20 protein-coding genes are annotated in these 21,618 nt (G+C 49.5%); 8 read left to right on the forward strand and 12 right to left on the reverse strand.

The window, feature by feature from the left end; translation table 11 throughout:
* Nucleotides 1-233 precede the first annotated feature (233 nt).
* Nucleotides 234-1,325 carry a GntR family transcriptional regulator gene (locus H581_RS0102315; RefSeq protein WP_028608605.1) on the forward strand — a complete coding sequence of 364 codons (1,092 nt, stop codon included), beginning with the start codon at nucleotides 234-236 and terminating at the stop codon, nucleotides 1,323-1,325.
* A 182-nt stretch (nucleotides 1,326-1,507) separates the two neighbouring features.
* Here H581_RS0102315 and H581_RS0102320 read toward each other — a convergent pair whose 3' ends face one another.
* The 3 genes from H581_RS0102320 to H581_RS0102330 all read right to left on the reverse strand — a co-directional run bounded on the left by H581_RS0102320 (nucleotide 1,508) and on the right by H581_RS0102330 (nucleotide 4,366).
* On the reverse strand, nucleotides 1,508-2,455 hold the full coding sequence (locus H581_RS0102320) for a DMT family transporter (RefSeq protein WP_028608606.1): 948 nt from the start codon (nucleotides 2,453-2,455) through the stop codon (nucleotides 1,508-1,510).
* Nucleotides 2,445-3,713, reverse strand: a complete 1,269-nt coding sequence (locus H581_RS0102325) for a phytoene desaturase family protein (RefSeq protein WP_028608607.1) — start codon at nucleotides 3,711-3,713, stop codon at nucleotides 2,445-2,447. Before H581_RS0102325 ends, H581_RS0102320 begins: the two co-directional genes overlap by 11 nt.
* Nucleotides 3,714-3,778: 65 nt before the next feature.
* Nucleotides 3,779-4,366, reverse strand: coding sequence for a TetR/AcrR family transcriptional regulator (locus tag H581_RS0102330; protein ID WP_028608608.1), 588 nt, complete (start codon nucleotides 4,364-4,366; stop codon nucleotides 3,779-3,781).
* A gap of 211 nt (nucleotides 4,367-4,577) precedes the next feature.
* Here H581_RS0102330 and H581_RS0102335 point away from each other — a divergent pair, with 211 nt between their 5' ends.
* From H581_RS0102335 to H581_RS0102345, 3 genes are read left to right on the forward strand one after another with little or no spacing between them, the layout of a single operon-like run.
* Nucleotides 4,578-4,784, forward strand: coding sequence for a helix-turn-helix transcriptional regulator (locus tag H581_RS0102335; RefSeq protein WP_028608609.1), 207 nt, complete (start codon nucleotides 4,578-4,580; stop codon nucleotides 4,782-4,784).
* Nucleotides 4,781-5,212: a hypothetical protein gene (locus tag H581_RS0102340; protein WP_028608610.1), complete on the forward strand. Its 432-nt coding sequence runs from the start codon at nucleotides 4,781-4,783 to the stop codon at nucleotides 5,210-5,212. Before H581_RS0102335 ends, H581_RS0102340 begins: the two co-directional genes overlap by 4 nt.
* Before the next feature lie 31 nt (nucleotides 5,213-5,243).
* Complete coding sequence (locus H581_RS0102345) at nucleotides 5,244-5,432, forward strand: hypothetical protein (protein WP_028608611.1); 189 nt, start codon at nucleotides 5,244-5,246, stop codon at nucleotides 5,430-5,432.
* Nucleotides 5,433-6,003: 571 nt separating this feature from the next.
* Here H581_RS0102345 and srtB read toward each other — a convergent pair.
* The 3 genes from srtB to H581_RS0102365 form a co-directional block, all read right to left on the reverse strand.
* Nucleotides 6,004-6,783 (reverse strand): class B sortase, encoded by a 780-nt coding sequence (gene srtB / locus H581_RS0102350; protein WP_028608612.1) that lies wholly within the window; start codon nucleotides 6,781-6,783, stop codon nucleotides 6,004-6,006.
* 19 nt (nucleotides 6,784-6,802) lie between these two features.
* Nucleotides 6,803-12,901, reverse strand: a complete 6,099-nt coding sequence (locus tag H581_RS0102355; protein WP_028608613.1) for a DUF7601 domain-containing protein — start codon at nucleotides 12,899-12,901, stop codon at nucleotides 6,803-6,805.
* Nucleotides 12,902-13,502: 601 nt separating this feature from the next.
* Nucleotides 13,503-14,435 carry an alpha/beta hydrolase family protein gene (locus H581_RS0102365; RefSeq protein WP_028608614.1) on the reverse strand — a complete coding sequence of 311 codons (933 nt, stop codon included), beginning with the start codon at nucleotides 14,433-14,435 and terminating at the stop codon, nucleotides 13,503-13,505.
* 159 nt (nucleotides 14,436-14,594) lie between these two features.
* On the opposite strand from H581_RS0102365, the gene H581_RS0102370 reads away from it, so the two are divergent.
* Nucleotides 14,595-15,053, forward strand: coding sequence for a MarR family winged helix-turn-helix transcriptional regulator (locus H581_RS0102370; RefSeq protein WP_028608615.1), 459 nt, complete (start codon nucleotides 14,595-14,597; stop codon nucleotides 15,051-15,053).
* 269 nt (nucleotides 15,054-15,322) lie between these two features.
* Here H581_RS0102370 and H581_RS0102375 read toward each other — a convergent pair whose 3' ends face one another.
* The 3 genes from H581_RS0102375 to H581_RS0102385 all read right to left on the reverse strand — a co-directional run bounded on the left by H581_RS0102375 (nucleotide 15,323) and on the right by H581_RS0102385 (nucleotide 17,373).
* Nucleotides 15,323-15,748, reverse strand: a complete 426-nt coding sequence (locus tag H581_RS0102375) for a type II toxin-antitoxin system PemK/MazF family toxin (RefSeq protein WP_028608616.1) — start codon at nucleotides 15,746-15,748, stop codon at nucleotides 15,323-15,325.
* Nucleotides 15,748-16,083 (reverse strand): AbrB/MazE/SpoVT family DNA-binding domain-containing protein, encoded by a 336-nt coding sequence (locus H581_RS0102380; RefSeq protein ID WP_425414570.1) that lies wholly within the window; start codon nucleotides 16,081-16,083, stop codon nucleotides 15,748-15,750. Before H581_RS0102380 ends, H581_RS0102375 begins: the two co-directional genes overlap by 1 nt.
* A gap of 321 nt (nucleotides 16,084-16,404) precedes the next feature.
* Nucleotides 16,405-17,373, reverse strand: a complete 969-nt coding sequence (locus H581_RS0102385) for a helix-turn-helix transcriptional regulator (RefSeq protein WP_028608618.1) — start codon at nucleotides 17,371-17,373, stop codon at nucleotides 16,405-16,407.
* A 112-nt stretch (nucleotides 17,374-17,485) separates the two neighbouring features.
* Here H581_RS0102385 and H581_RS0102390 point away from each other — a divergent pair, with 112 nt between their 5' ends.
* Nucleotides 17,486-17,965: a GyrI-like domain-containing protein gene (locus H581_RS0102390; protein ID WP_028608619.1), complete on the forward strand. Its 480-nt coding sequence runs from the start codon at nucleotides 17,486-17,488 to the stop codon at nucleotides 17,963-17,965.
* Between the two features lie 21 nt (nucleotides 17,966-17,986).
* Nucleotides 17,987-18,451, forward strand: a complete 465-nt coding sequence (locus tag H581_RS0102395) for a hypothetical protein (RefSeq protein ID WP_028608620.1) — start codon at nucleotides 17,987-17,989, stop codon at nucleotides 18,449-18,451.
* Between the two features lie 87 nt (nucleotides 18,452-18,538).
* Here the strand turns inward: H581_RS0102395 and H581_RS32785 are convergent, their stop codons facing one another.
* The 3 genes from H581_RS32785 to H581_RS0102410 form a co-directional block, all read right to left on the reverse strand.
* On the reverse strand, nucleotides 18,539-19,084 hold the full coding sequence (locus H581_RS32785) for an alpha/beta fold hydrolase (protein WP_051250397.1): 546 nt from the start codon (nucleotides 19,082-19,084) through the stop codon (nucleotides 18,539-18,541).
* Between the two features lie 65 nt (nucleotides 19,085-19,149).
* Complete coding sequence (locus tag H581_RS0102405) at nucleotides 19,150-19,734, reverse strand: TetR/AcrR family transcriptional regulator (protein ID WP_028608621.1); 585 nt, start codon at nucleotides 19,732-19,734, stop codon at nucleotides 19,150-19,152.
* Between the two features lie 193 nt (nucleotides 19,735-19,927).
* Nucleotides 19,928-20,131: a hypothetical protein gene (locus tag H581_RS0102410; protein WP_028608622.1), complete on the reverse strand. Its 204-nt coding sequence runs from the start codon at nucleotides 20,129-20,131 to the stop codon at nucleotides 19,928-19,930.
* 276 nt (nucleotides 20,132-20,407) lie between these two features.
* Here H581_RS0102410 and H581_RS0102415 point away from each other — a divergent pair, with 276 nt between their 5' ends.
* Nucleotides 20,408-21,601 (forward strand): sensor histidine kinase, encoded by a 1,194-nt coding sequence (locus H581_RS0102415; protein WP_028608623.1) that lies wholly within the window; start codon nucleotides 20,408-20,410, stop codon nucleotides 21,599-21,601.
* The last annotated feature ends 17 nt before the right edge of the window (nucleotides 21,602-21,618 follow it).

A 21,618-nucleotide genomic window follows, 5' to 3' on the forward strand; every position in this document is an offset into this window, starting at 1 on the left:
TGACAGCCTTAGTATATTTTCTGTACGTACATTTGTCAATATAGTCTGATAGTTATACTAACATAAGTCGCAATGCCATCCCTGGTTGTCTCATCAATGTGTATTTCTGAGAATAAGAGTGGAATTTGTACCGTTGAAACCGCAAATACATGTCGCTGCATTTGCATTTCATGCAATTCATGCTAAAATGTGTACGTACAACTTTCCGAACAACGATGAAAGAAGTGGATTGCATGAAGCCAAAGTACCAGATCATCATTGATGATATCAAAAGTCATGTCCTCTCGGGAACGTACAAATCAGGCGAGAAAATCCCTTCGGAGTCCGCTTTGCAGGACAGCTACAACGTTAGCCGGCAGACGGTTCGAAAGGCCATTCTGGCGTTATCGAACGAGGGGTTCCTAAGAAGCGAGAAGGGATCCGGCACTTACGTCAGCGGCCAATACCTGTCCAGACCAGGCGGGAAAACCATGAATAAAACAATCGGCGTCATTACGACCTATATCTCGGATTACATCTTCCCCTCCATTATCCGCGGCATTGAAAGCCGATTAAATGAAGATAACTATTCCTTGCTGTTAGCCAGTACCAATAATGATATCGCACAGGAAAAAAAGGCGTTGGAAATGATGCTGTCCTACGGCGTGGATGGACTGATTATAGAACCTACCAGAAGTAATGTATACAACCCCAATATCGCCTACTACCTGTCTTTTAAGGAGAAGGATGTTCCGTTCGCGATGATCAATGCCTATTATGAAGAGCTGGAGGTTCCTTTCTTCTGTCTGGATGACGTGCAATCCAGCTATCTCGCAACCCGGGAGCTGATTGCCAAAGGACATACCCGGATCGGCATCATTGCGAAAATGGATGATTTACAAGGGAAGTTTAGAATGAAGGGTTATATCAAGGCTCTTGGGGAGGCCAAATTACGGTTCCACCCCGAGCATTTGCTCTCTTTCGATACGGAGACGAAGCCGGACCTGTCCGCCAACCTGGAAGAGTTTCTGGACGACAATCGGGATGATTTGACTGCGCTTGTGTGTTACAACGATGAGGTCGGCTTGGAAGTCGTACATGTCTGCAAAAGAATGGGAATCTCCATTCCGGACGAGCTATCCATCATTGGTCAGGACAATTCATATATCGCCAAGAACGCGAACATCCAACTAACGACGCTGACGCACCCCCAAGAACAAATGGGACGCGATGCGGCGGACTGGGTTATTAAGAATTTACAGGGCAAAAAAGACTTGCCCGCCAACACCTACTACCAGCCCGTATTAATTGAGGGAGAAACCGTGAAGGCGCTCGAAGTGGAATAGTTGTGGGGTGTGTTCTCACTTTTGGTACGGTTCCCCTTACACGCTATATCGGCTAAAAATGTGAAAGGAGCTTGCCGCGGCAGCTCCTTTCTTATTTATTACTTTAAAATCCAACAGCCGCTTTCCAGGTACTCACAATCCTCTCCGCTACCAGCTCAAGCTCTCGGTCCTGGAATTTGGTGCTAGTGTAGTTTTGCGGGTGCCGCTAGTTGACCAGCCTTTTTCCGCCCCAAAAAATTCGTTCCGATCACTCCAGCGATAATGAATGCTGAACCGAGTAGATGGTACCAGGCTATACTCTCTTTCAAGACCCAAGCGCCTGCAGCGAGGGATACGACGGTAGATAAATGGATAAACACGCCCATCTTCGAAGCCTCAATACGGGATAGAATATAGCTTCCCATCAACGCGGTGACGATTTGGACGATGCCAAGGTATACAATCAGCATGATAAAGGTAACGTCCACTAGCGGTTTAACAAGATTGCTTAGCGTTCCACCAGAGGAATGGATAGCTAATGATAGAACCAGAGAAACTGCAAATCCAACCCCCACCATGAAAAAACTGATCTCCGCCGGGCTGAAAAACGTTGAGATGGAACGGGAGAGCACACTGTATCCGGCAAAAACCACGCATGCCATAAGCAGCAAGGCAATTCCCTTCATGTTGGATAAATCGATGCTGCTTCCCTTCATGATGAAGATAAATAGAACGCCGAAAACGGACAACAGGGTAGAAAGCTTTTGCAAGTAGGATGTAGCTTCTTTCAAAAATGCGGCAGCGAGAACCATCGTCGCCACCGGCGTAAAGGCGTTGATAATCCCCCCTTCTGCAGAAGTGGCATATTGCAGCCCGAACGCTTGCAGCATAAAGAATCCAATCGGATACATGCTTGCCAGCAGCAACAATTGACGAAGCGGCTTGCCCCGGTAGTTCAGCTTGAACGACCCGCACGTCGCCAGGATGGAGAGGATGACAAATGCTGCGGCAAATCGAAACGTCAAGGAATCGATCGGACTTGTATAGTCCAGCGTCATTTTGACGAACGTGAACGAGATCCCGATGACGACAGCGTTTAGTACAGCGAGCAAATAGGCGAGCTTCGTCCCGGTTGATGCACTATTTGGCATAGCGAAGCACCTCTTCGGCAGCTTGCTTGGCGCTGGCCATGCCCGCATCGGCAAGCCGCCCCTCTGCTCCTACCCAATCGCCGGCGACATATAGACCCGCAACCTCCGGAACGACTGGGCTTGGAGCCGGTCCCGCCCCATTGTGACGTATTGTGCGTGAATCGTGGCCTACGAGAACATTAGGAGAAAAACGCATGGCAACGACTTCCTTCTCCCATCCCGGCTCCAAAAGATCCAAGAGATCGGTCAGCGACTTCTCGTCCACCCTTGCATCTCTCAAGTTATCGTTATCGTTATACCTCATTGCATGCAGTACAAGTGCGCCGTTGTCGCTCAATGTGACAGGCCCCGAATGCTTCGAGAAGTAGAGAGGTTCATCTAATCCGAGTGCAAACACACGCTCCGGGTACGGGAATTGTTTCAAAGCCACATCCAGACATGCGGCATAGAGAGGCTGCGATTCTTCTTTCCATCTACCGATCGACATCCCCCCTGCGCCTTGCACGAGCCGACATACCTCATGCGGCCCTGTTGCTGAGATGACGCTAGACACCTTGATTTCTGCACCATCCGATAGCTTAACTCCCTGGACGCGTCCGTTCTCGATCAGGATTTGCCGGGCGCCGTTACCTACAACAATATCAGCGCCGGCTTTGGCAGCCGCATCGCGCAAATCGTCTACGACTGTCTGCCAGCCCCCCTCCACATAACGTACGCCTTTACCAGCGAGCTGACCTTGCTGGATCACGAATCCGGCGCTAAGTACGCTCATATCACCGCAGTAGGACCATTGCCGGCACATGGCATGGAAGAAGAGACGAACACGCTCGTGACGAATGTTTTTGTTCGCCCATTCTTCTACGCTGATCGATCGTATCGACTCGGTTTCGATTTGGCTCAAACCGCCCATCAGGCTGCTCCACTCTTTATTTTCATCCGTGGTTACATCGTTCGGCAGCTCCACGATTTTCCTTTGCATAATCCCGATCATGCTGCCCTTGATCGCGTAGCCTCCCTTTGGCAGGCAGCCAAGCTCGCTTAGAATGCGAAGCGCGGCTCCTCCTTCATACATAGCATGAGGACCCAGGTTAAATAGCGCACCATTCATCTTTGCCGTCTGCGCAAGACCTCCCAACCTGCTTTCTTTTTCAAAAACGATGACGGATTTCCCTGCCCTCGCCAAATAAACGGCAGCCGTCAGTCCGGTAAGTCCCCCGCCGATCACGGCGGCATCATAATTGTTCTTTTCAAATGTCATCTGAATCATCCTCTCCATATAGAAATGGCTGTCAGTACTTACTGACAAATTGGCTAAAAATTTTGCTAGGTGCTAAAAGCCCTAGCAAATATTTTCACGCTCTCCTGCATGAAAGTTTCCAGCTCGATATTCGGATAGTTCTTCCCGGATTCCAAATCGTTGACGAATGCACCGTATTGCGACATCATGAACGTAAACGCTTGAATCCTTGGATTTGTGCAGATCATCTTCCCTTTCTCAGCCATACCGATAAAGTAGTCCGTCAGAAACTCCAGAAGCTGTAGCGGGTGCTGCAGAATCCGTTCTTTAAACCCAGGCAATTGAGCCTCGTCCTTCGTGCTGATCTGAATTAACTTCCGGTTGCGGTTCATGATTTCATGGTACGTCCTGCAGACAGTGAGCAGGTCAATCTCCAACTCCCAAACCAGCTTCTCCTCGAAAAATTTCCGCATCTCTTCGGCATAGTGAAACCGGTCAAAGGCGGATTCAAGGAGTTTCTGTTTGCTGCCGAAATGGCGAAATAACGTCTTTTCGCTTAATCCGGCGGCCGCGGCGATCTTCTGCGTGGTAACGCCATTGTAGCCCTTCTCCGAGATCAAATTGATCGCAGCCAATAACAGCCTGTCGCTAACCCCCAGCTTACTGTCATCCATTTTTCAAAATCCTCTCGCAAACATGTGTCTGTCAGTGGTTACTGACATTAGAATACGCCACTTCCATCCGGCTGTCAAGAGGGAATGGAGCGCGCTCTCTATAATGAAAAGAACTTCATGCGGTTAAATGGAAAGTACACTTGACATCGATTGCGTTGCACGATATACTTCCCTTGTGGAAAGCTAGCTTTCCATGAGGAGGGTAACCGCATTGAACAACCGTTTAGAAGAAATCCGCAAGCAACGCGGAATTAAGCAAGAAGAATTAGCAACGGCTCTTGAAGTGTCAAGACAAACGATCGGTTCGCTGGAAAACGGACGTTATAACCCATCGATCCTTTTAGCGTTCAAGATTGCTCGTTTTTTCGGTATGAGTATCGAAGAAATCTTTATTTATGAGGAGGATGAAAATGTATGAAAAAAATTATTTCGTCTTATTTTATTACCGTTGTAGGCGTGGGACTACTTGCAGTTGGTCTGTATTTCATCAAAACAATTGAAGATCCACAAGGAATGCTGCGCGCGTTGCCTTATATCTTCGTCGGGCTTGGCTGTGGTATTTTCGGTCACGGTATGGGAGAAATAGTCATCCGAAGCGCTAAGAAGAAAAATCCCGCCGCAGCGAAGCAGCTAGAGATTGAAATGAAAGATGAGCGTAATTTGGCAATCGCTAATCGGGCAAAAGCGAAAGCATATGACATGATGGTTTTTGTGCTTGGAGCCTTAATTACAACATTTGCCTTGATGGCTATAGATTTAATAATGGTATTGCTATTGGTTTTTGCCTATCTGCTTTTCGTTGGATATAACACTTATTACCGTTTCAAGTACCATAAAGAGATGTGAAGAAAAATATGAAGGAATGATGACGATGACAATGACGAAATTATCTTATAGTGGTTTAAAATATGGAGAAAGTGATGTGGAAGTAAAATTATTGGTGGATATACAAAATGATTGGTTTGAGATAATGCATACCAAGGAAGTGTCTCAAGTCATGAATAAATCAACAGGTGAATATATCGTAGTCAAACGAAACACCTTGAAATTTGAGGTTGTTTCATAATACATTGAACCGGATTTCGACGAGACGCTACGACAGTATCTGGTCGTCGCGGCCCCCTCCACCGACAAGGTGAACAGGGCTGGCTTTTCTTTGTCAGACATTAGTATCCCTCGCCCTTCACCCTTTATGGTCTGGGGTCGCTCGTACATTCGACGATCCTTTTCCGCGTTTTACTGGCGCATTGTGAAAATAACTGGCTGCAGCACGCCGCCGCGGATACTTGTTTTGTACAGATGTCTTAGGAATAGCCCGGAAAAGCCCCTGGCCTATTCTTTCGAGAAGGTGGCCATGATCTGTGCCGGACCACCCAAAAAACGATGACCTAATGAACCTCTCCAGCGTTTCCTCGGCCCTAATCCTACTCACAAAATTTACAAACCCATGCCCCGCAAGGAACTACGAAAAAACTTGCCCTTTTATGGTACGGTTCAGCGTATCACTCTAACGGCGAATTTTGATGTCCTTGTTCAAGATTCTCAATTTTCAAGGAAAAAGGTAAACCTATACAAAAAATCACGTCCTCCAAGGGAGAACGTGATATAAAGCAGCTTGACTCCTTGTTTCAACATCGTCATGTACGCTTTCGGGCAACTACCGCTAACCGACCGTTTTCGGTCGAGTACTCGCACGTAGACAGTACAATAAGCTTGTCGCCATACTGGGCTGTCACGCCCGTGTCGTAAAGAGCGAGTTTTTTGATGTTCTGAACATACGAATCGAACTCGGCGGGCGTACTTGCCTTCTCAATCCGGTAATATTTAAACACGTCGTCCGATTTGCGATAAACTTTTGACAGAATAACGGCAACAATCTCATACTCTTCCCTTTCGTAAAGCGTGCTGAATTCGAACGCAGCATGCTCCTTATAAAAGCTTTCTTTTTTATACTCCAACAAATCTGCAAACATCGTGCCGCTTTTCATGTGATGCCCGTGAATCAACAAAATGTCCGAACCGTTGATCCTGCTGTGCTCGTCCAAAAAAGGGAGGCCGCTTTTGCTTTTCTTTTTATCGAAATCATGATTGAGATAGTACTCCGCATCCTGTAGGTTCTGCATAATCGGGTACTCAATTCGAGTACCGTCAATCTTCAGCCAACCGGCGATGTCCGGGTTTCTCTCGTATAGCTCTTGAAATTCGGGGAGCATGACCGGCTCATGCGTTTTCGTGATCGTAGGGGAGGGCAGTGCCTCCCCAACGCCTTTGTCCGACTCTTTCTCCCATACTCTGGTCAGCTCTTCGATTTTCCGTTGCTCATCATAATTCTGCAAGAGAATTCTCGCAACAGCGACGAGAGAAAATACCAACAGAAGGAAGGAAACGGCGATAAGAATTTTTTTGATTCTACTCATTTTCTTACCGCCTTTCCGGTTACTGGATATGCTTTTTCTTCTTGCTGCCCTGCAGGCAGAGTCCGATCGTAATCAAGGACATCAGCGCCAAAGCCATATAGAAGATTGGCGATGTGCTGTTATCCCCTGTTTTCGGAACATCGTCCAGCTCGTTGTCCACGCTGCCGGCTAAGTTGTTGCCGTTGTCGGTTCCGTTGTCTACGTTGCCGGTTCCGTTGTCTACGTTTCCAGCTCCATTGTCCACGTCGCCGGTTCCGTTGTCTACATTGCCAGCTCCGTTGTCGCCTTCGCCGGTTCCGTTGTCTACGTTGCCAGCCCCGTTGTTGCCATCACCGGTTCCATTGTCGCCAATATCGGTTCCGTTGTCGCCTTCACCTAGTTCGGGTCCAGGATTCGACGGCTCAGGTCCGGGGCTCACGGGTCCGCCGCCACCGCCGTCGGAAACTATCGGTTTCATCTGTATATCATAGCGTACAATGTCGAGTCCGACCGAGATGATGGTGCTCGTATACGTTTCATACCCGGCTTTCGTTACAACCAGATAGTAATCCGTGTTCGGGAACACCATGTACGCATATGCGCCGTTTGCGTCGCTGTTCTGGCTTGGGCTGGCGTTATCGTTCGGAGCAAAGCCCGGAATCGCAGGCAACGTTACTTTCGTGCCCGGCACGATACCGTTCGCCGTGTTCTTCGGCGTATCCGCATAGTACAGCGTTACTTCGGCGCCTTCGATCGTTGCCCCAGTCGTTTCGTCCGTAATGATGCCATACGGGTCAACGAGCTCCTGAGAAATATTCAACTCTCCGTTTGCCTTCACGTCCAGTTCCGCATCCCGAATGACCGTCAGTTCAATGCCCGGCGCAACTTCGTAACGCACTTCCATCTTATAGCTCTCCGCGGATAAACCATCCACGGAGAATGCGCCGTTCGGTTGCAAACCGAATGCTTTCGGAGCGCCGTTCTGATCCGCAATATATTGGCCGTTCGCATCCCGTAAATAAATGCGCATCTTGCCGGCGAGCTCGCCGTTCAACAGCGAAGACTGCCCTTCGGGCTGCTTCAGGAGAACGACGCCTACAGCCGTAATGTGCGCCGGAACCAGCTCGCCGCCCTTCACATTGCTGTCAACTTGCGCTTTTTGCGTGAAAACAATCGACTCGTGGGCTCCGTTGATTTCGATCGTCTTCGTGAAGCTGATCGTATAATCGCCGCCATACGGCACAGGGAGGAAGTACCAGCCCGCGGCATCGGTCGTGATCGTGTGCTTCTCGCCATTCGTCTCGTTGGTGACGACAACGGTCGCATTCGGAATGACTTCGCCCGTTGTGTTGTCGCGCAGCACCCCGGTGATGGCCGCCGGTACAGCGGTTACCTTCGTGGCGGCGGTCAATTTCCCTTCGGTCAGACTGTCCGCCATAGCCGTGATGTGATGGTCCTCAGGCGTTGTTGCGTCCAGCTTCGGAGGTGTATAAGGGATGACCGCTTTTCCTTGCGCATCGGTCCTTGCTTTTACTTCCGAGTTATCCGGCAGTGTAAAGACGATCTCCGTGTCCGCAACCGGCTTGCCTTCATAATCGGTCAAAGCGGCCGTCAGTTCCGAAGGCGTCTTGCCGTCGCCGGGAACGATCTCAGGGTTTGCCGTCAGCGTCAGATTGCCGGGGAGATACCTCGCATTGATGAAGCGAGCTTCGTCAATCCGGTTCTCCGTGATCGTGCCGCTATACGCCCGATTCACCGGATCGGCGGTGTAACCGTCGCCCGAATAATCGGTCTGGGTAACGATATAGCGGTCCCCGCTCGGAATGCCTTCAATGGCGGCGGTTTCCCCATGTTTAAGGGTGATCTTATCGTCCGACTTGATCGTTCCCTTCGTGCCGTCCGACTTCGTGTAGGTATACGCCTCATCTGCATCGGCGTCCGGGAATTGGACAGTAAACGCAAATTGTTTATTCTTGTCCGCCCCGCTGCCGACTACTGTCTCGCCGATCAGCAGACCGCCGTACACCATCCGCGTGTTGACGACCTCCTCTTTATGGTCGCCCTCCTCGGCAATGGTGCCGGTCGTTTGCCGGTCCGGCCAAGTCGTTGTGTAGCCGTCATTCGTGTAATCCGCTTCGATGACGGTATAGGTCGTATCCTTTGGAATCCCATCGATGACGGCAGTTTCCCCATGCTTGAGGAAGATCTTTCCTCCGGGCCCAATGGTTCCTGTCGGACCGCCCGATGTCGTATACGTATACGTCATGCCCGCACCCGCGCCACCGAAAGTGACGGTGAACTCGAACGCCTTGTTCTTGTCCCCGCGATTGCCCGCGACCGTCTTCCCGATCGTCAGCTTGCCGGGAAGGTACTTGGCGTTGACGAACTTCACTTCGACCGTTTCATTCGCCACGATGCTGCCGGTGCGCGTCAGATTCTCCGGATTGGTAGCGTAGCCCTCGCCCGTGTAATTCTTCTGGACGATGGTATAGGTGATGCCATCCGGGATATCCTTGATGGTAATGGTCTGGCCGCCTTTCAGCGTAACGGTTCCGCCGCTGGCCACGGTGCCGCTTGTTGCGCCGGAATAGGCATAAGACTTCCCGTTGCCAAAGGTAATCGTATATTCAAATGTCTTGTTCGGGTCCGCCCCTTTCCCCTCTATCGCCGTGTCCAGCCTCAAATCGCCGGGCACCCACACCGGGGTTGGAACAACCAGCGGTTTGGCGCTGGTTACCTCCACCCCGTCAACCCAGATGGGATTAAAAGGAGTGGACGCCACACGCACCTGATAAACCGTCGTGGTCGGCAAATAGGTGGTCTCGTCAATATAAGTCTGCTTGAGCACGTAAAGCCCCGCTTTGGCAAAAAGGCTAAGCTTGCCGTCCGCACCTGTAGTTCCACCGGTGACCTCTGTTATGCCGTCGGGTTCATACAGCTTGAATTTTACGCCGCCCAGCGGCTTGCCTTCCGGATTGAACTTGATCAGATCCAGCTTGCCTTGGGTATCCGCGCTGCCTCCTATGTCAGTGTTGTCGACCGCGTATTCGCTTTTGGCGCTGATGTTCGTCAGGGTGTCATCGCCCATCAGTTTAATCTCGTTGCCCGCCTTTCCGCTGCTGGGCAATTCGGTGACCTCGGTCTGATATACCATCTGGTAGAGCCGGTTCGGATCCGCCATGCGGAAAATCAATCGTGTTACGCCGTTCTCTGTGACGGCTTCAACCTTGACCTCGGGGTCGGGGCCGGTCAAATCCAGCGCCTCGCCATCCCTCGTCAGCCCGCCGCTCGTCGTCAACTTGGCGCGGTACACCGCCATGTCAGGGCGTCGGAGCGAGAGGTTCCCATTCTCGTCCTTACGCAACGCCAGCCCTTCGCCAAGTGTATCCTGGAGATACACGCCGTCCTTCATCTCGAAGGGCGGGGTGTAATTCACCGTCCACTCCAGCACGCCAGGGTTCGGCTTGGTCACCGATTTGCCCAGCGTCTGCATTGGGACAATGACCTTAAGGCTGTCTTTGACTGTGGAAGGCTCATCTCCCCATGTGATTTTCATATCGGCGGTGTTCGTCACCTCATGCTTTGCATCGCCTGTTTCAAAGTATTGACGCAGGGCCGTCTCGGTGGGTCTCGCTTTAACAAGAATGACATAAGGACTTTCCAGCTTGGTAAAAGAAAAGGTGCCCATGTTCCCTGCGGCGGAGAAGCTTACGAGACCACTTGGATCGGAAATAAGCGTCCCTGCGCTAACCGTCGCTCCATACTCTGCGCGGCTTCCTTTGTAAATCGCAAAAGCCTGCCCCTCCGAATAAGGAACAAACTCCCAGCCCTCGGGCAGGGTATCGACGAGTTTGATGTCGCTGGCAACGTGATTGCCGCCATGCTTTGCCATCTCCTCGGTCTTCAGGCCGTTCATATTGACCGACAGCCGGAAGGTCACCGTCTTGGTCACCTGATCATAGGCTGCCAATGTATAGGCTGCGTTAGCGTCGTCTCGAATGTAATGGTGGACATTTCCAGGAACGAAAGATGTCCCTTCCGGTTTTGACGCAAAGAGCATCTGCTTGGCCAGCATACCGCTGTTGACTTGGAGATGAGGCCGATTTGAATCACGTGTCCGGCTTGCACCTTCAAACAGGGACGCCTGATTATAGTGAGCAATAGAGTTATTGCCCGCGAAGTGCTGCCACTGCGTCATCAGGGAATTAAATGTGAAGGAACTGGGACTATCGGTATTGTATCCGGTGACCTGAAGCAAGTCGGCGACAGGCTTCCCATCCTGTAATAGTGTGTATACCTGATGCGTTAAGCCGTCACTCGACTGAAAGGAACCGGAGTGAAACCGCTGGTGGTATCTCGGCCCGTTGTTCCCCTTCAATTGATCCAGAATTCCAGGGTCAATCGCCGGGCTGGCGGTAACCTTGGCGAAGTCGATGGAACTCGCATCCCCATACACCAGCAGATCGTACACCGCACCGTCCGGAAGGGCCTCCTGAGGCGTAAGGGTAACCTTCCACGGCAATATGCCCAAACCAAGGACATCACCGGTACCCGCGCCCTTTGTCAGGGTATGGGCGCCAATGGTGACAGTGGCGGAATCCTTCACAGTTGCTTGGTCATTGTCCTGTACGGTATTGACATCCAGCTTCCACTGGGCGGTGGCCGTATTGGGGAAGCTGGTGGTACTGCCCGTAATTTCGGACACAATAATCAGCCGGATCGGGCCGTTTACCTCACCGAACGAATAAACACCGTTTGCGCCGGGGGTAATCGGCGTTGTTGTTGCTGACCAGTTATTTATGGTACTGTCCCACGACTGCCATGCGGCGGATCTCCAGGCAAGTCCGGCCGGCAGGACATCGGTGATCGTGAAGTCTATCAGACCCTGCTTGCTGTAATTCTTGTTGACATCAATCGTCCATGTAATGGTACGCGGGTCTGCGGAACTCGACCGCTTGTCCAGAACGCCGCTCTTCTGAATCCAGTCGGGCCTGAAGATGACGCGCCACGAATTCGAGGAAAGCAGCTTATTACCTGACTTATCCCTCAGCTCCGCGGTATTGGTGACGGTCTGGTTCCCGCTAGCGGCGTTATACTCCGTGTAATACTTCGCCTTGGGAATCCACGTCTTGAAGGTGACGACCGCCTTGTCGCCGGAGCCCGCGGGAAAGGTGTAGGCCAGCGCATTCGTCGTACCGCTGTCTGGTGTCGCCGCACTGCCGTTAACCTCGAGGGACCCCTCCACATAGGTGCCCGCCTGAACCGGATCAAGCAAGTCATAGAACTTTAGCTCGTCCAGCGGCTGCGGGATGGTAGGGTCAAACAGATCCGTGGCGGCAATATCCACCTGCCACTTGATTGTACCCTCTACAAAATCCGCCTGATTGATCCAGTTGTTATCGGAAGCGTTGCTATTGGACTTCTTTGTGATGCTGTAAGCAGGCGTGATATCAGGGTTATCGAGAATGTATCCCGCCCCGAAAATGTTAATCGGCTTTTGCTCGCCATAGTTGATGCCCGTCACATCCGCCTTCGCGGTGGATTCAAAGCCGAAGGTGATGTTGCTCCCCTGACCGTTGAAAAAGCGCTCGTCGCCGTCAAACACCACCTTGATGCCCTCTTCGGAGAAATAGGCGGTTCCGATTTTGAAGCCCGACTTTTCCATCAGCGTCATGGTGGCCTCCGGCAGAATCACTTCCGGAAAGTAGGTCCCTTTGTCCAGCATCACCCAGTCGCCATACAAAATGACCGTGCTGCCATCCACCGTGTTCGGGTCGGCGGCGTCACCCTTCACCGGAACCTTGATGCCGCTTGATCTCAGGGAGAAGGGCTTTCTGCCGTGAATGGCATTACCCGTCTCTACGATATTCCCGTCCTGTGCGACTACCAGCGGAAAGGGCGAATTCTCTCCCATCAGCACCGACGTTTTGTCCGCCGGGCCTGCCGCCATCGCTGCGGAAGTGGCTGGCGCATCGTACACCGCCTCAGTCACCGACGGTTCGTCCGCGCTCGGCGAGCCGGAATCGCCTGATACACTTTCCGCATATGCAGCAGCAGAGAACGTCACCGTCTGCAAGACTAGCAAAACCGCTAGGCAGAAAGATAGCACTGCTTTACCTAAACTTCGTTTTCGTTTCAATAAAAAAACTCCTCCGTTCCTGAAATTGCCGAGATCTTTGGCGACAGCAAGATCATCTGCCAGATATAACGCTCAAGCGAATAGACATATGCTATTGCTTGATCCCACCGGCCCTTACATCATCGAAATCTTTCGGAGTTTCGGATGAAAGGGTAAATACCGTGGACGTGCAGGCCGTTGATCATGCTTAGTAACTTTCTTTCTCTCTTCTTCGATCTTCTTCGCCACATACATACTGTAAATTACAAAATTCGCCAATTTCACACAGCACATTTCACCATTATATTACTGGGACCTATACAAAATCTAGACAACTCCTTGATAATAGAAAGCGTGGACTACATTACCCCCTTAAGGTCGTTCCAACCCAAATTTCACCGTCACTTATGACGGCTCAGCTTAATGGGTCTATCGGCGAAAAATTGAAAAAGGAGCCGCCGCGGCAGCTCCTTTCGCTATTTTCATTGAAATGTTGAAAATATCGCCGTCACTTAGGATGGTCTCCTCGCTGTTTGAAACGGCATAACCGCATACGCCGCCGACGCGCCTCTTCATCCACAGCAGCTGCTATAAGGGCGAGTAGGTACTGTCGCGGATGTCCTTATCGAGCGCCCCTCTTGGACTCGATGCGACCCAGCGGGACGTCGCTCCCTTCCAGAGCCGCGCGAGCTGCCGGCCAGCTGGAATCGTCGAGATCGAGCGCGCTGCGAAGATAGGCCCACGTGAGCCGCTGAATCAGGGCGACTCGTTCAGGGCTCTCGTCCGTCGTCTCCGCGACGCTGTAGCCGGGGATCCCGCCGAGCGAGTGCTCGGCCCCGAAGAGGGTAAGCAGGCTCTTGCTGCCCATACTCAGGAAGTACGGGTCGGTGAACCAGTCCGGTCCACGTGTGGACAGTAAGGACTGGTCATGGTCCCCCGCTACTACTAGAGTCGGCGTGCTCATGTCCGCGAAGCTCGGGTTCATGAAGGGGAAGTGCTCGGCCGCGAACGGAGTTAAGTCGGCTCCGCCCTTGCCAGTCGTGGCAAGCAGCACGCCCGCCTTGACCCGCGAGTCGGACATGTCCTCTCCCGGCTCGCCGTGGGCATCGAGAACTCGCGCGCCGAGCAGCATGCTTACCGTCTGGCCGCCCCAGGAGTGTCCGGCTGCTGCGATGCGGCTTCGGTCGAGGCGTCCACTGAGGCCGGGAACGGAAGCTTCAAGGAGATCAAGCCCGTCGAGGATGCGCTTCATGTCCTCGACTCGGAAACGCCAGATCAGCGGCGTACGGGGATCGTCAGGAGGAAGATTCAGCGTCCTCGAGTCGAGATGGGTAGGTTGAATGACCACGAAGCCATGAGCAGCCCAATAATCGACCAACGGGGCGTAGCCGTCCAACGACCAGCCAAAGCCATGCGAGAAAACAATAATAGGCAATTCTCTCCCTATCGCGGGCGCAGACACTCGCACTTGCAGATCCTCGCCGCGGCCTGGGGCCGTTAGCACTACCGGCTTTACCGAGACGACCGGAGTAGGCGCACTAATGTTGATTTTCATAATAAATGTTCCTTTCTTGGAGAAAAGTTGGCCTAACCGTTTCTTGGAGTAAGAAGTCAAGCAGGTTCCTGGAATAAACCGGCACCTTGGGTTGACATGTCAACTGTGGTCAACTGTAACATATTGTAGTTGACACGTCAACCATGCTATGATGTTCCTATGAATAAGAACGAGTTAAACGAAGAAGAAATGCGATTATGGCATATGTGGAAAGGCTCCTTTCAAAGCATCTTCGGTCGCGTAATAAAAGAGATGTCCGAGCACACAGGATTATCAGAGGGTGATTATGGGGTATTGGACCGGCTAGTCCTTTTGGGGGACGGCAGCCTTCGCCAACAGGAATTGGCCGAATCGATGGGCTGGGACAAGAGTCGATTATCCCATCATCTGACGCGGATGGAAAAACGCGGACTTGTGAAGAGGAAACCATTAGACACAGATCGCGGTGTTCAAGTCATTATCGCAACCGTTGGAAAATCGGCATTGGATGATGCCCGTCCCATCGTCTCTAAGGCAATACGCAAACATTTTCTTGATCAATTAACCGATCAAGACATTGAGTCAATTACTAAGCTGGCGGAAAGAACAAAAACGTCTTGCAAAGTCCCGCCGCCATGACTTGCTTTTTTTGATGTTATTCATGAAACGGATAAGTGGATTGGTATGAAATATTTTTTTAAAGACAACGCCAGTTGAAAACAAAATTCCGCCGTCACTTAAGATAAGGCTCTTCGTATCATCGCTAAGGCGTAATTTCGCGTGCTGCAGCTCATGAGCAAAAGCTCTAATCTTTGCTGGCATGAAAAAAAACCCTCACTGGGGACATGCGAAACTGTCTACCGTGAGGGGTTAATTCCATCCAGGGTTTCTTTATGTTATTTATCTTCTTAATCGTCCCATTTTCCCTCGTCATCTTCAGGATAGGAGATAATTGCCATTACGCGATCAATGATCCCTTCGAAAAATTCCGATTCCGGATCAACTCTACCGATCACGATAGCGTTCCTCGCCGCAAGATCAAAGGTTCTAATATTATTAATCAGGACGACACCGGTCAATTCGGGAAACTGGTTTTGTTGCGGTAACACGTGCGTTCCCGGTGTCTCAATACCCGGGGGAACATGTAGCTCAAAGGTGTGTCCCATAATTTGCGTCGTCACCGGAACAGTTAACGCAATCTGATTTAGTGTAGGATCAATGATTCCGTCTGATATTACGATTGAGGCTCGGTAGCCATTTTGCTCATGTCCTCTGGTTGGGTGGTGATTAAACCACACGATGCTGCCCCGTTCTACATTCCCTGTGACCGACATTAGAAAATTTCATCCCCCATAGAATCGTCAATAAGAATCCCTTGCGACATTTCCGGCTTGTTTTTGCCACGCATGGAAAGTAACAACTTACGCAGCTCCCGGTTGGATTTACGCTTTCTCTGGATCGAGGGTTTTAATAAGATACCTTGTTCAGGGATCAGTTGAATTTCAACTTTTGCACCCAAACCTAAATGTGCGGTTTCCAATAACTCCTGAGGAATGCGGACACCCATGCTGTTCCCCCATTTGCCTATGGTTGTCGTGGTCACATACACCAGTCCTTTTTTGTGGTCTTGAGTCAATAATACCCCATCCTTCTGTCGTCGTATATCCATAGTATATCCGAAAGTCGGAAAAAAGATGCTTATATTTACGGCAATGGGCTGTCATTAAACGTAAATCTAGTAACGCATCAAGGTCATTCAATTCCAATCGACGAATATAAATGCGGTCAGTGTCTTATCTCATTCCGTCACCTCAACATCATTCACTTCTTACGTTAATCTGCCAAACAGCTCAACAGTACACCATTCTTCGAAGTCATAGCGTGTTCTCATGACGACATCTTCACAGTCTCGACGGTACGCCCGCTATTCAAGTGAATGGCGAGGGCGGGTGCCTGCTCGAAATCGTAATTATGTCTCTTGCAGGGAATATTACACTTGTGGGCGGTATTGGGCGAATCTCTCTTGTAAACCTTCTACCATTTCTTTCGGCAGCTCCCTGACCTTGATATTCCCGCCCAGAAAAAGCAGCCAATTGGTCATTTCGGCCAGCTCTTCCGAATGATTCACATTGACATAAGTTTTCAAAATGGCTCTCGTCTGGAAAGGGTCGGTATAGGAAATGGAGAGCTTAAACGGATGGTATTTTTTGAACTGGGCAATCGCCTTTGGACCAAGCTCGAGGACAAGGTTGCTCGCTTCCTCCTGCTTGCTAAGCTTCTCCCGTATTTTTTTTCGGCTTAGTCTCTTATTCACGGGGTAAGGTTCTACATCGGTGAGGTTATCGACGGAAAAGATTTGTCTCTTCTCTTCCTTTAAGTCGAAGCCCTCAATCAGCCAAAGGCTTTTCTCCCGGTAAAGGTGCAAGAGATAAATGGGATACGACTTGATCGTGTTCCCTTCATTCATGGTAAGCAACAAGCAGCTATCCGAAAGCAGGAGTTGGATAAGCTTCTCTAATATAGGATGCGGAAGGTCCGACAGTTCCAGCAGATCCGGATTATTCGGGTTGGTCCCTTCGAAAAGCAAGATTTGATTCAAGAGAACAAGGTCATCCTGCTGGTTCTGCGAAATGAGCCCTAATAATTTCTCCGCCAAGGACTGTCGGCTCTTCAGATAAGGGAGCTGCTGATTCCTTGTGGCCATAAAGGCAATAAAAAGCGCCTTGATCTCGTTATCGGTAAAACGAACGGTCGGCAGGACCGAATTGTTCATGACGAAATAGCCCCCATCTCTGCCAACCTCGGCGACAAGCGGCATCCCCATGGCTTCAACTTCTCGAATATCCCTTATAGCGGTCGAACGAGAGATGTTAAATTCCCGCATAATTTCCGAAATGGTGAAGGAAGCACGGTTGTTGATATACCGCATGATGATATTAATCCGCTCCACTTTTTTCATCGCGGCCTCCTAAACAGTATCACTTTTTGACATGATTAAGGATTATTATAAACTCAGCAAGCGAAAAGGAAAATCACTACAAAAAAATTCAGGAAAAAGGATGGATGAAAAAATGGCAAACTACACGCTTGAGGAAAAAGAAAGCTTTACCGTATTGGGAATGGGAACGGAACTGAAAAGCGATTATACCGACTATGCCGGCATCAACAAGGAAAAGCAAGGCTTCTGGCAAGCGGTCCAACAAGATGGAAGGCTCGACGCCCTGAAAGCGGTAGCCGAGAATGACTACATTTTCGCCGTAAACGAAGCGGTGAATCAAAAGATGATGTATTATGCCGGCGTGATGACGGATGCAACATTGCCTGATGCAACCCGAGTGATTCAATTTCCAAAGGGAGAATATCTGGTTGTCCAAGGGGAAGCCGAGACGGCTGATGCGCTCAGCAATACGCTAACCGGAATCGCCTTCGGTCAAGTCCTGCCGGAAGCAAAAGATTTCGCTTATGTTGGCGGTCCGAACGCCACGGTCGAGATGGGGCAACGCGGCGGCTTGGTTTTCGGTGAAGTGTGGATCCCGGTTGTCCGGAAATAAACAGGAATGGGAGGAATGGTCATGTCCTACGCTGTAGATTTTAAACAAGTGTCCGCAAGTGGCCTAGAGTCTTCGCCTGTTCAAGAAGCGCTTGCCGGTTTACGCGCGAATGAAGCCCGCTACTTCATGAACAAATATAAGCACGAATTTACGGTTACACCAGCTGCCGAGAGTCAGGAGACCCTTGAGTACGTGAACCGGATTTTGAAGGAAGAGCGCGGCCTTGAATTTGCTTCCAAACCTTTGGAAACGTCGCGTTTTCAAGTGGAAAATATCCAGTGGACCTTCGTCTTCTACGAGGATGGCCTAGCGGTCAACGTCATGTATACGGTGGATGACCCCAAGAAGCGTGCGGTCGGTTTTAAGCTTTCCGAGGGAATGGACGTGCCGTCTGAGTTAGAAGGGAAGTTCAAGTTTGCCAGGCAGAAGTCCAAGCTGGCTGGAACCATTCGGGGATCGTTTTTTGTGATTAAAGGGGAGTACTAGGGAAAAGAACAGGTAGACGAGCTCGCTCATTTATAAACAGCACCCCCATACGATGGCGGGTGCTGCTCATTTTCGCAAGATTCTCTTTCACTTATCATTCATGTTTAGCATGCTAAACGATGATAACATTTTTTTAAACAGATACCTGGGGAATAGATTGTTAATCATTCTTACGATTTTCCAAAGGCATTTCTCCATTCGGGGATGAAACATGATCTTGGCGGACTTATAAATTTTATCTTCAGGCGTAACCCACTCATGCGTAACCGCAGATTGCAGTATCAGACTTCGTACTCGGTGCGGAAATTTTGACGCAAGATGAATGCCGCTAGGCCCACCGGCAGAAATGGCGATAACATGAACTTGAGCGATATTCAAGTATTCCAGCAGTTCAATGTATGTGTTACATGTATCATATATATTCATACCTAACTCTTTAGAAGTTTCTCCATATCCTGGCCTCGAAGGTGTTATGATCATATAACCTTTTTCAACAAGCTCTTCATAACCAAACTCCTCTTTTGAGCTGGAATGGCCGCCATGCATAACCAGGATCGGTTCCCCATGACCTGTAATGGAATATTCCAATGAAAGCCCTTGTTGATTCATGTAATGATAATGATTCCTAACCATTTTTACCCTCCTTCAAAAGTGAAAACCTATTCATTATTGGTGCAAAAAATAAGTAAATATCCGCATCAAATTATTGCTTGAAGGCCTTGATACCAAAAAGTGATATATTGATGAAGCATTTTTTTGTAATCATGTGTGTCGGGATGCTGTCGAATGATTTCAAAAAAACCCTGCATAAATGCCACGGAAATCGGCCATGAAACCTGTTCCGTATAAATTTCTTTTCCTAGTTTGCGGTTATAATTCACCAGATGTTTGACAATATTCTCAGCCATCATTCTGTATATCTTCTGAACCGTTTCTTCATGACGGGTTCCTGTGCTAGAGTAGAGCAGAATTAATAAAGATCTGCGGAACTCTGTCGTAATATTGTAAAGCGTTTCGACGATAAGCTCCGGAATAGAAGCATCCTCTTTTGAACCTTTATCATGGTCAATCAATATTCTCTCTAGCTCAATGTATGCTGGACCTACAATTGCTTCGAACAAAGCATCTTTCCCCGCATAATATCGGTACAAGTTTCCAACGGATATTCCAACCTTACCGGCGATTCTTTTGACCGACGCTGATAAAAAGCCATGTTTGATAAATTCATCTTGAGCTGCATAGAGAATGGCAGTACGCAATTCCTCTTTTAAAACTTGAACCATAAATGAACCTCCGTTCGCTTTTATTATGAATTAAATCAGATGTGGATTCAAGTCTTATTGGATTAAATCCAGCCATTCTGCCCGTTACATCAATGAAAAAAGGAGCTGCCGCCACAGCAACTGCTCCGTAAAATGGTGTAGTTCGTTCAGTGCCAGCATTCTCCTTAAGCTGCGAGCAAGAAATCGCACTCGCCTATGCTTTCTTCTTTCTCATTAAGAATAAGCTGATCAAAACAAGCACGATACTTGCAAACAATTCAAGATTACCCTCCGGCAGCAAGCCGGGTATGACGAACGAACCGGCAGAGCCTTTGATTAGCGCGATAATTATACCGCGGACGCCTAGAACGAATAATAGGATACCGAGAATATAGAGAAACGCCTTGATAAAGATCATCCTCTCACTTCATATTTTGTGCTCGACAATTTGTCTAATCCGAAAAAAGCTCGCAAAATCCTTCCGAAAAACTATTTCATTAAGTGCAGCTCTAACCAAATCCATTCCATCCAACAGATTCTAGCCAGATCCTGCAAGCTATTCTGAAAAAATTTCGCCGTACTTGTGATACGGTTCAGCGTAACGTCTATAGAGCGAATTCCAAGCTACCCTTGGCAATGAATGCATGGTATAGTTTGTATATTCTTTTGGTCGCTGACGTTGAGGTGCAGGAATATGAGTGGATTGGCTAAAGAGAGGCAAACCAATGACCCCTCCAGTTACTTTCTATTAACTATCATTCGGTTAAGTTATTTTCTTGTGCTTAGCTTGATGTATTTGTTTATCAAGTTTCCGGCTCCTGCCTGGGTGAACTTCTACATTATCGGCAGCATGGTTCTGTTTGTGCCCATCCACTTTCTCTATCCGAAAGTTCACAATAAACGGATCATCTTCCTAGTAGCTTCTATTGATATTGCCATTACAACCTCTTATTCTTATGTCTTTCTGAATGAGGAATCTCCCGACCTTCTGTTCATGGGCTTATCTAGTCTGTTTTTGTTTATGTTCGTTCAATCCCGATTGGCTAAAGCCATTTGGTACGTTTACTTCGGGACAAACATCCTGGTTCTCATCCTTATTCAATTACATAAATATGGGGACATTGAAAGTGCCTATTATATCGTGAACGGGTCGTTCGTAGTATTCGCGGGCCTGATCGGCTCCTTGATCCGTTACTACAAAGAATCGCGCATCCAGACCGTTCGCTTGAATGAGAAACTGGAGACCTCCTACAGACAGTTAAGCGAGTATGCCTTGCAGGTAAAGGAGTTATCCGTTAACCGCGAAAGGATTCGCATTGCAAGAGAGATTCATGACACGGTAGGGCACAATTTAACCGCTCTTCTCATTCAACTGGATGTGGCTCGGAAGTTGCAGGAAATTGATTTCGAGAAAAGCAGAGTTAGTTTGCAGCAATGTGAACATCTGGTCCGCTCCGCTCTACGGGAGGTTAGGCTCGCGGTGCGCACCATTCGCGATGAGGACAACGGTCTGTCTGTAGCGGAAACCGTCGCGAAGCTGGCCGAGCAGTTCGCGGAAATGACGGGTATTCGAATTGAGGTCCATGTAGATCCACAGTTGCCAGCCGTATCCGCTCATCTGCAACTCACCCTTATCCGAATTGTGCAGGAATCGTTGACCAACGCTCAGAAGCACGGCGAAGCCTCGGAAGCATGGGTGACCCTTCGCTATGTGGAGCGGAGGATCGATTTACGCATACTCAATAATGGAGCGGGGCATCCCGAATTTACTCCAGGGTTTGGCTTGATAAATATGCGAGAGCGGGTACAGGAGCACGGAGGGATTCTGCGAATCCTATCTGCTCCCGAAGACGGATTCGAAGTACGGGTTACCATCCCGTTGGATTAGATTTTACGGAAGGAAGC

It is taken from the genome of Paenibacillus harenae DSM 16969 (assembly GCF_000422465.1).
In the GTDB taxonomy this organism is placed as follows: Bacteria; Bacillota; Bacilli; order Paenibacillales; family Paenibacillaceae; genus Pristimantibacillus; species Pristimantibacillus harenae.